The organism is Streptomyces lateritius (genome assembly GCF_014649715.1).
Classification (GTDB): Bacteria; Actinomycetota; Actinomycetes; order Streptomycetales; family Streptomycetaceae; genus Streptomyces; species Streptomyces lateritius.
Genome location: NZ_BMTO01000037.1, coordinates 1 through 9,214 on the forward strand (window position 1 = coordinate 1; position 9,214 = coordinate 9,214).

Genomic DNA, 9,214 nt, shown 5'->3' on the forward strand with positions numbered 1-9,214 from the left:
CCGCCCTGTCCACCAACAGCCGCGCCACCCTCCACCACGCCAAAACCCACACCGAAACCCTCACCGCACCCCACCCCCACACCCGCCCCGAGAGAAACCGCTGATGGGGTGGGAGAACGTGCTGTCCGTCGGCGAGGGCGGGCTGGACGTGTGGCTGCTGCCGCCGCCGGCCTCCCCCCGTGACGTCCCCATCGGTGAGCTCGACGAGCAGGAGAGACGGCGGGCCGAGGCGTACCTCAAACCCCAGGACCAGCGGATGTACGCCGCCGCCCACGTGGGGCTGCGCCGGGTGCTCGCGGTCTACACCGGTGTCGCGCCGCACCTGCTCTCCATCGCGGGCGAGCGCTACGACGGGGAGGGCGGCCGCAACGGCCGGCCGCGGGTGCTCGGGGTGCCCGGTGCCCCACAGTTCTCGCTCTCCCACAGCCACGGCCTGGCCCTGGTGGCGGTGGCGGAGTCCCGGATCGGCGCCGACGTCCAGCGCCTGCCGTCCACCGAGACCGCCGAGGCCTGCCTGCCGGCGCTGCACCCGGCGGAACGGGAGGAGCTCGGACGGCTGGCCGTACCCGACCGGACGGTGGCCTTCGGCCGGCTGTGGACCAGGAAGGAGGCCTATCTCAAGGGGCTGGGCACCGGTCTCGCGCGGGGCGCGCACCTGGACTACCTCGGCGAGTACGGGGCCGGCGAACGGCCCGCCAGCTGGGTCGTCGGCAACCTCCCGCTGTGCGAGAGCCATGTGGCCGCCGTGGCGATCCTGGGCAGCGGTCGTCGGCGCGTGGTGGTGCGGGCGGTGCCGGACACGCTCCTGTACGCCAGGGAGGCCGCGGACCGGATCGCCGGCGTCGAGCCGGGTCTGCGGACCGTACTGCGGGACCACGCCGACCCGCGGGACCGGCCGCGCTCCTCACGGGCGGCCTGACCACCACCGACCGGGCAGGAAGAACACCGAGGGGCCGGGGGAGGAATCCCCCGGCCCCTCGGCGCGTATCCCGTAGGCCGCCGTGCGCCGACGCGTCCTGGCCGTGTCCGTGAAGTCCCGCCTGCCCCGCGGGCAGACGGCGCTACTTTCCGGACACGACCTAGCCTAGGCCGCGCGCGTCTCGGGCTGCCGGACCGCCGAGCGCCAGCTGCGCGGGCCGTCGAAGCCCGCGACCCGGTCGGGGCGCCGCCACAGGGCGACCGCCTGCTGACGGCGCGCCGTGTCGTCCGGCTCGACGCAGGCCGCGGCGGCCCGGGACATCAACACCGCGGTCAGAGCGGCCAGTTCCCCCGGGGTGGGGCTGCCCTTGACGACTCGTATGAGCTGCTCGCACTGTCCGTCGCTCATCGCTGCTCCCTCGCTGCTCACTGGGGCGGGTTGCCGTGCTTGCGGCGCGGCAGGTCGGCGTGTTTGGCGACGAGCATCGCCAGCGAACGGGCCAGTACCGCCCGGGTGTCGCGGGGGGCGATCACGTCGTCGAGCAGGCCGCGTTCGGCGGCGTAGTACGGGTGGACCAGCTCCCGCTTGTACTGCTCGATCTTCTCCTGGCGCATCGATTCGGGGCAGTCGGCGGCGGCGATCTCCCGCCGGAACACCACGTTCGCTGCGCCCTCCGCGCCCATCACGGCGATCTCGTTCGCGGGCCAGGCCAGCGCGATGTCCGCGCCGATCGACCGTGAGTCCATGACGATGTACGCGCCGCCGTACGCCTTGCGCAGCACCACCGAGACACGGGGGACGGTCGCGTTGCAGTACGCGTAGAGGAGCTTGGCGCCGCGCCTGATGATGCCTTCGTGCTCCTGCTCGACACCGGGCAGGAAGCCGGGCACGTCCACCAGCGTGACGAGCGGGATGTTGAACGCGTCGCAGAACTGCACGAACCGCGCGCCCTTCTCGCTCGCCTTGATGTCGAGGACGCCCGCCATCGAAGCCGGCTGGTTGGCGACGATGCCGACGGTGTGCCCGTCGATCCGGGCCAGGGCGCAGACGAGGTTCTGCGCCCAGGCGGCGTGCACCTCCATGAAGTCGCCGTCGTCGACGAGCTCCTCGATCACCCCGCGTATGTCGTAGGAGCGGTTGCCGTCCACCGGCACCAGGTCGAGCAGCGCGTCCCCGGGCCGGTCGGCCGGGTCCCCGGTGAGCACCGTGGGCGGCAGCTCGCGGTTGTTGGAGGGCAGCAGGGAGATCAGGTAGCGGACCTCCGCCAGGCAGGTCTCCTCGTCGTCGTAGACGAAGTGCGCCACGCCCGAGGTGCCGGCGTGCACGTCGGCGCCGCCCAGGCCGTTCTGGGAGATCTCCTCACCCGTCACCGCACGCACCACGTCCGGGCCCGTGATGAACATCTGGGAGATCTCACGGACGGCGAAGACGAAGTCGGTGAGGGCGGGGCTGTAGGCCGCGCCGCCGGCGCAGGGGCCGAGCATGACGGAGATCTGCGGGATGACGCCGGACGCCTTCGTGTTGCGCTGGAAGATGCCGCCGTACCCGGCGAGGGCGGAGACGCCCTCCTGGATCCGTGCGCCCGCGCCGTCGTTCAGCGAGACGAGTGGGGCACCGGCCGAGATGGCCATGTCCATGATCTTGTGGATCTTGGCGGCGTGGGCCTCGCCCAGCGCCCCGCCGAAGACCCGGAAGTCGTGCGCGTAGACGAAGACGGTCCGGCCCTCGACCGTGCCCCAGCCGGTGACGACGCCGTCGCCGTAGGGCTTCTTCGCCTCCAGGCCGAAGCCGGTGGCGCGGTGCCGGCGCAGCGCCTCCACCTCGGAGAAGCTGCCCTTGTCGAGGAGCAGTTCGATCCGCTCGTGGGCGGTCAGCTTGCCCTTGGCGTGCTGGCGTTCGGTGGCGGCGGGGTCCAGGCCGTTGCGGGCTTCGTCCTTGCGGACCTCCAGTTCGCTCAGGCGGGCGGTGAGGGTGGCCTCGGGTGTCGCGGGCGGCATGTGCGGTTCTCCTGTCCGGTTCGGCGTCGGCGGTCGGGACGGGTCCGGACGCGTCCGATCGGGCGGTACGGATCTGATCGAGGCGGTACGGAGGCGGTACGTACGGAGGGGCGGCGTTCACCCCCGACCGGTGGCTGGCCGCCCGGCCGCGGCCGCCGACGGTCGCGCCCCGGCCCAGGCCATACGGGCGTCGAGGAGCGCCGCGAGTTCGGCGACGGTCCCGTCCAGGAGCGTCTGGGCGCCCAGCTCGACGCCCAGGTCACGGCGGATCCCGTGGCTCAGGTTGAGGGCGTTGAGCCAGTCGAGCCCCTGGGTGCGCAGAGGCTCGTGCGGGCTGGTCCGGTGGCCGGAGGGCACATGGAGGAGCCCGTCCAGGTGCAGGCGCAGACAGTGGGCGAGGGTGGCGGTGCGCACGTCCGGGCTCATCGCGCGCAGGTCGGCCAGGCCGGGCAGGTGTCCCAGCGTGCTGCTGTTCCCGATGTCGTCGGTCATGTCGGTGCCTTTCGTCGGATGCGGCGGTGCGGGCCGGTCCCGCCGGTCGTCGGGGACGGCCGGCCACGTCGGCGCGGGCGTCCCAGGAGGGCCGCGAGGGCTGCCGTGGCCGACGCGGTCCCGCCCACCCACAGGCCGGCGCGGGCGCCGTGACGGGCGCTCAGCCAGCCGACGAGGAGGGCTCCCAGCGGGGTGAGTCCTTGCAGGATCAGCGTGTAGAGAGCCAGCACCCGGCCGCGGTAGTGCGGGGCGCTGCCGAGCTGGACGCGGTGGTTGGCGGCCTGGGCGAAGTAGATGCCCGCGAATCCGGTCAGGGCGAGGAGGACGGCCGCCGAGGCGTAGTCGGGCGCCCAGCCGGCGGCCGTCTCCGCCACTCCGAAGGCCAGCGCCGAACCGGCGACGGTACGGGCGGTGGGCCGGCCCCGCCGGGCCGTGGAGGCGAACGCGGCGAGCAGCGAGCCGGCCGCGAAGGCGGTGGTGAGCAGGCCGAAGGCGGTCGCGTCCGCCGCCAGGACGGTCTTGGCCAGGAGCGGCAGGGTGAGCTGGAAGTTGAAGCCGAGCAGGCCGACGACCGCCAGCAGGCCGAGGACCGCCACCAGGTCGGGCCGGGTGCGGACGTACCGCAGCCCGTCCCGTACCCCGGAGGCGCGCCCGGCGGGCCGGGACCGGATCAGCTCGCCAGGACGGATCATCCGCAGGGCGGCCACGGTGGCGAGGTGGCTCACCGCGTTGAGGACCATGACGGGGCCGGTGCCGGACGCGGAAATGAGCAGTCCGGCGAGGGCGGGGCCCGCGACCCGGGCGGTGTTGAAGTAGGCGGCGCTGAGCGCCGAGGCGTTGGGCAGCAGCTCGGGACCGACGAGTTCGCCGACGAAGGACATGCGAGCCGGGACCTCGAAGGCGTTGACCGTGCCGAGGCCGAGCGCGAACAGGTACAGGTGCCACAGTCGCACCGCGTCGGCCAGGACCAGCACGGCGAGCGCCAGGGCCAGGGCGCCGGAGACCAGGTTGGCCAGGGTCAGCAGCAGCCGCTTGTCGTACCGGTCCGCGAGCCGTCCGCCGTAGAGCGTCAGGAGCAGCATCGGGGTGAACTGCAGCGCGGTCAGCGTGCCGAGCGCGGTGGCGGAGTCGCCGGTGAGCTCCAGGACCAGCCAGTCCTGGGAGACGACCATCATCCAGGTGCCCGCCACCGAGACCAGCTGACCGGCCGCGAACAGCCGGAAGTTGCGCACGGTGAGCGAACGGAACGTCGGCGTACGGGTCGTCTTCACGAGGCCGTTCAGGAGGGGACCCCCGTCCGGGCCAGGCACTCCTCCAGGAAGGCCAGGGCGCGCAGATGGTAGGCGCGCGCGGCCCAGCCGAGGCTGATGTTGTGGCCGGCCTCCGGCTGCCGGTCGACGGTGACGAAGGGCGCGGCGGTGAACAGACCGGCGAGCTCGGCCAGGTCCTGGTCGCCGTGGCGCCACCACAGCTCTCGCTCGGCGAAGGTGAGGCGGACCGGGACCGCGACCCGGCCGGCGGCCGCGGTGAAACGCTCCGGCCAGGACGCCGCCTCCGTCCGCTCCCGTACCGGCATGGGGGCGACGAGGTCGGCGGCGTCGCGGAAGGTCTGCGGCGGGTAGTAGCGCAGGGCGCCCCAGTTCCGCTTCCACTGGCCGTGCCGGTGGGGGTCGACCAGGTCCTCGGGGTCGACGGCGTAGTCGCGGCCGCAGCCGGAGACGTCCAGGCCCAGCAGCGGGGCCGGTGCTCCGTCACCGTCACGGGTGGCGTGGTCGGTCTGGCCGGCGGCGTAGGTGAGGGCCAGCTTGCCGCCGAAGGAATGGGCGACGAGGAACGTTCCGGCACCGGCCGGGTACCGGGCTGCGAGATCGGCGAGCGCGGTCCGCAGGGCGGCGGCCTGCTCGGCCAGGGTCTGACCGCTCGGCAGGTGGGCCGCGGACAGGCCGTATCCGGGGCGGTCGACGGCGACGACGGTGTAGCCGAGGCGGGCGCCGAGGGTCAGGAGGGAGACGTCGGGGTGGGCCTGCCCGTCGAAGTAGCCGGCGCGCATGCCGCCGCCGTGCACCGCGACGACGGTGGCGCGGGACGGGCCCTCCGGCTGGGCGACGAGCGCGGAGAGCCGGAACGGACCGGCGTCCAGGGTGACCGGCCGGACCCCAGGGGACATCGCGGGCGCGACGACCGGCGCGAGGGTGGGGGCGCTCACGCCGTGCCCCGGTGGCGGGCGGGCGGGCAGGCGCGGCTCATGTGTTCTCCTCCTGGTGGAAGCGGCGGGCCACGGCGTGGGCGGCCCGGTGGCACGACATGGGAGGTGCCGGGTGTGCCGGGGGCGCCCCGGCCCCGGACGAGCGACGAGCCCGTCCGGGGCGGGGCGGTGGGTGTGTGGGGGGTGACGGCGCCGTGGGGCCGGGGCCGGGTCGTACGGCACCGGGCATCGGGCGCGGCGGCGGGGCCGGGTCGCCCCGGGCATCGGGCGCGGCGGCGGGGTTGAGGGGCACGGCCCGTTGAGCCGCGCCGGGCCCGGCGCCGGGGGGTGTACGGTCCCGGGCGGTCGGGCGCGGCGGCGGGCCGGGGGCGTGGCCCCGTGACCGGGCCGGGGCCGGGGGCCGGGGCGCGGCCCTGGGGGTCAGGCCGGGGTGCCGAACCAGTGGTGGAGGGCCGCGGCGAGGGAGTCGGTGTTCGTGCCCGCCCAGGCGACGTAGCCGTCGGGGCGGACCAGGACGGCCGTCGCGCCCGCGAAGACTTCCGGGTCGCGCGGCACGCCGGTGACCGTGGTGACACGGTCCTTCCAGCCGGCCGCCGCCTCCCGCACCTCCGGGTCGTCGGCCAGGTCGAGCACGAGGCCCTGCGCCGGGTGCAGCAGCTCCGGGGTGCCGACCGGGCCGGCCGCCGTCGTCAGGACGCGCGGGGGCAGCCGGCGCCCGAGCAGCGGGTGGTCGCCGTCGCCCATGTTGTAACGGACGTCGAGGTGGCTGACCACCCCGGCGAGGTACCGCTTCACCGGGTCGAGCCCGATCAGCTCGGCGAACAGCGCCCGCAGCGGCTCCGACTCCTCTCCGCCGAGGAACACCGTGCCCTGCGCAAGGGTGTTGGACAGCAGCCGCGCCCCGACCGGGTGCCGCTCGCCGTGGTACGTGTCGAGCAGCCCCTCCGGCGCCCAGCCCTGGACGACCGCGGCGAGCTTCCAGCCGAGGTTGACGGCGTCCTGGACGCCGGTGCTCAGGCCCTGCCCGCCCGCCGGCAGGTGGATGTGCGCGGCGTCACCGGCCAGCAGCACCCGCCCGCGCCGGTACTCGCTCGCCTGCCGGGTGGCGTCGGTGAACGAGCTGACCCAGTCGGCGCCGCCGCCGGAGATGTCCTCCCCGGTGAGCCGCTGCCAGGCCGCCGCGACCTCGGCGAAGTCGGGCGTACGGCTCCGGTCGGCGGGCGGCGCGCCGTGCTCGCAGACGATGATGCGGTCCACGCCCTCGCCGAGCGGCGCGGCCATCACCATCCCGGCCGGCACCCGCTCCCCCAGGAACCGGGGCGGGATCGAGCAGCCCACCACGTCGGCGAGGTACATGCCACGGGTGGCGTCGGTGCCCGGGAAGGAGAATCCGGCGATCCTGCGGACCAGGCTGTGCCCGCCGTCGGTGCCCACGAGGTAGCGGGCGCGCAGCCGCCGCTCCCCGTCCGGCGTGTCGATCGTGGCGGTGACCCCGTTCTCGTCCTGGGTGAGGTCGAGGAACTCCCAGCCCCGGCGTATGTCCGCGCCGAGTTCGAGGGCCCACTCCTCCAGGACCGCCTCGGTCCGGGACTGCGGGATGCCGCGCGCCCCGAAGTGGGCGTCCTCCAGGACGGTGTAGTCGAACTGCACCCCGCCGAAGTGGCCCATGGGGCTGGTCTCCAGTCCGCCGAAGCGGGGCACGAGACCGCGCTGGTCGAAGGACTCCAGCGCGCGGGCGGTGAAACCGAGACCGCGGGACTGGCCGGTGGGCCGCTCCAGGCGTTCGGTGACGATGACGTCCGCCCCGCCCAGCCGCAGTTCCCCGGCGAGCATCAGACCGGTGGGCCCGGCTCCGACAATGATTACGTCCGCGTCCGTGACGTCGGCATCCATGGATGTACCTTCCTCGTTCCTGCCGCTTCCTCAGCGGACGGCGGCGGTTTCGGTGGAGTGGTGCGCGGCGGAGGTACGGGGAGAGGTGCGGGCCGGCTCTCCGAACCAGCGGTGCAGCGCGATGCGCAGGCCGTACGCGTCGGTGGCCGGGCCCACCCAGGCGACATGGCCGTCGGGGCGTACGAGCAGGGCCTCGCCGGTGCGCAGCGGGCCGCCGGGCACCGACGTCCGGGCGCTGACGCCCGCCACCCGGTCCGCCCACGGCGCGGCGATCCGTTCCGCGCCCGCGCCGAGGTCGAGCAGCAGCCCCCGACCGGTGGCCAGGAGTTCCGTGGTCGCCGTCGTGGCGCCGTCGTCGTCACCGCGCCCGTCGCCGGTACGGACCAGCTCCACGGGCGGCAGTCGTCGGCCCAGCAGCGGATGGCCGTCGGTGCCCCCGACGTCGTAGCGGACGGAGAGCCCGCTGATCATTCCGGCCAGGTGGGCCCGTACCTCCTCCACGGCGATCAGCTCGGTGAGGACGGCGCGCACCGGTTCGATCTCCGGTCCGCCGAGGAGCAGACGGGTCTGTGCCCGGATGTTGGCCAGGACATCGGCGCCGACGGCGTGGCGTTCGGCGTGGTAGCTGTCCAGCAGGCCGTCCGGAGCGTCGCCCCGGATCTCGGCAGCCAGCTTCCAGCCGAGGTTGAAGGAGTCCTGGACCCCGAGGTTGAGCGCCTGCCCGCCGCTGGGCATCTGCTGGTGGGCGGCGTCGCCCGCGAACAGGATCCGGCCGTGCCGGTATCGCGCGAGCTGGCGGTTGACGTCGCCGAAGGCGTTGATCCACAGCGGCACGCCGTGGCTGATGTCCTCGCCCGTCACCCGCTGCCAGGCGTCGACGACCTCGGCGAACTCCGGTGCTCCGGAGCGCTGTCGGGCCGGCGTGCCGAACTCGTGGACCATCACGCGGGTGACCTCGCCCCGGGTGGCGGCGATGGCCAGGCCGTTCGCGAGGCGCTGGAAGCGCCGGTCGGGGGTGTCGACGCCGGAGACGTCCGCGCGCAACAGCTCGCGCTCGGCGTCCCGGCCGGGGAAGTCGGCCCCGGTGAGCCGTCGTACGGTGCTGTCCTCGCCGTCGCAGCCCACCAGGAAGCGGGCGGTGACCCGGACCGGCCCGGCCGGGCCGAGACACTCGACGGTCACCCGGTCCGGTCCGTCCGTCAGCGCGACCAGCTGGTGGCGGCGGCGCACGTCGGCGCCGAGTGCGACGGCCCGGTCCTGGAGGAGTTCCTCCGTGCGCTGTTGCGGGACCTTCCACTGGCCGGGGTGGGAGCTGGGCAGGGTGAGGTCCAGTCCGATGCCGCCGAAGTGGCCGCGCGGCTCGCACGGCGGGGTGCCCAGCTCGGCCAGCAGCCCCCGGGCGCCGAGGATCTCCATGGTGCGGGCGTGCAGGGTGGAGGCGCGCGATTCGGTGGTCGGGCCGGGGCGCTGGTCGAGGACGAGCACCTCGGCGCCGCCGAGCCTGAGCTCGCAGGCGAGCATCAGTCCGGCGGGGCCGGCTCCGACCACGAGGACATCGGTGCTCAGGGTGTCCTGGGTGGTGTCCTGGTGGTCCGGTGCCATGTCAGCGGTTTCTCTCGGGGCGGGTGTGGGGGTGGGGTGCGGTGAGGGTTTCGGTGTGGGTTTTGGCGTGGTGGAGGGTGGCGCGGCTGTTGGTGGACAGGGCGG

General features: G+C 74.5%; 8 protein-coding genes. 1 reads left to right on the forward strand and 7 read right to left on the reverse strand.

Going from position 1 to position 9,214, the window contains the following annotated elements; all coding sequences use genetic code 11:
- Positions 1–103 precede the first annotated feature (103 nt).
- Positions 104–919, forward strand: a complete 816-nt coding sequence (locus IE136_RS35095) for a 4'-phosphopantetheinyl transferase family protein (RefSeq protein ID WP_189602556.1) — start codon at positions 104–106, stop codon at positions 917–919.
- A 165-nt stretch (positions 920–1,084) separates the two neighbouring features.
- Here IE136_RS35095 and IE136_RS35100 read toward each other — a convergent pair whose 3' ends face one another.
- From IE136_RS35100 to IE136_RS35130, 7 genes are all read right to left on the reverse strand, one after another.
- Positions 1,085–1,327: an acyl-CoA carboxylase subunit epsilon gene (locus IE136_RS35100; RefSeq protein ID WP_189602557.1), complete on the reverse strand. Its 243-nt coding sequence runs from the start codon at positions 1,325–1,327 to the stop codon at positions 1,085–1,087.
- A gap of 17 nt (positions 1,328–1,344) precedes the next feature.
- Entirely contained in the window at positions 1,345–2,916 is a 1,572-nt protein-coding gene (locus IE136_RS35105) for an acyl-CoA carboxylase subunit beta (protein WP_158988091.1), read from the reverse strand.
- A gap of 117 nt (positions 2,917–3,033) precedes the next feature.
- Complete coding sequence (locus IE136_RS35110; protein WP_189602558.1) at positions 3,034–3,408, reverse strand: acyl carrier protein; 375 nt, start codon at positions 3,406–3,408, stop codon at positions 3,034–3,036.
- Positions 3,405–4,679 carry an MFS transporter gene (locus tag IE136_RS35115; RefSeq protein WP_158988093.1) on the reverse strand — a complete coding sequence of 425 codons (1,275 nt, stop codon included), beginning with the start codon at positions 4,677–4,679 and terminating at the stop codon, positions 3,405–3,407. Before IE136_RS35115 ends, IE136_RS35110 begins: the two co-directional genes overlap by 4 nt.
- 8 nt (positions 4,680–4,687) lie before the next feature.
- Positions 4,688–5,575, reverse strand: a complete 888-nt coding sequence (locus IE136_RS35120) for an alpha/beta hydrolase (protein WP_158994382.1) — start codon at positions 5,573–5,575, stop codon at positions 4,688–4,690.
- Positions 5,576–6,034: 459 nt separating this feature from the next.
- Positions 6,035–7,507: an FAD-dependent monooxygenase gene (locus IE136_RS35125; protein ID WP_189602559.1), complete on the reverse strand. Its 1,473-nt coding sequence runs from the start codon at positions 7,505–7,507 to the stop codon at positions 6,035–6,037.
- A 30-nt stretch (positions 7,508–7,537) separates the two neighbouring features.
- Positions 7,538–9,109 (reverse strand): FAD-dependent monooxygenase, encoded by a 1,572-nt coding sequence (locus IE136_RS35130; RefSeq protein ID WP_189602560.1) that lies wholly within the window; start codon positions 9,107–9,109, stop codon positions 7,538–7,540.
- Between the last annotated feature and the right edge of the window lie 105 nt (positions 9,110–9,214).

Excerpts from the sequence above, each read along its gene's own strand:
- IE136_RS35095 (WP_189602556.1), top strand. The coding sequence starts at position 104 with ATGGGGTGGGAGAACGTGCTGTCCGTCGGCGAGGGCGGGCTGGACGTG.
- IE136_RS35100 (WP_189602557.1), bottom strand. The coding sequence starts at position 1,327 with ATGAGCGACGGACAGTGCGAGCAGCTCATACGAGTCGTCAAGGGCAGC.
- IE136_RS35105 (WP_158988091.1), bottom strand. The coding sequence starts at position 2,916 with ATGCCGCCCGCGACACCCGAGGCCACCCTCACCGCCCGCCTGAGCGAA.
- IE136_RS35110 (WP_189602558.1), bottom strand. The coding sequence starts at position 3,408 with ATGACCGACGACATCGGGAACAGCAGCACGCTGGGACACCTGCCCGGC.
- IE136_RS35120 (WP_158994382.1), bottom strand. The coding sequence starts at position 5,575 with ATGTCCCCTGGGGTCCGGCCGGTCACCCTGGACGCCGGTCCGTTCCGG.
- IE136_RS35125 (WP_189602559.1), bottom strand. The coding sequence starts at position 7,507 with ATGGATGCCGACGTCACGGACGCGGACGTAATCATTGTCGGAGCCGGG.
- IE136_RS35130 (WP_189602560.1), bottom strand. The coding sequence starts at position 9,109 with ATGGCACCGGACCACCAGGACACCACCCAGGACACCCTGAGCACCGAT.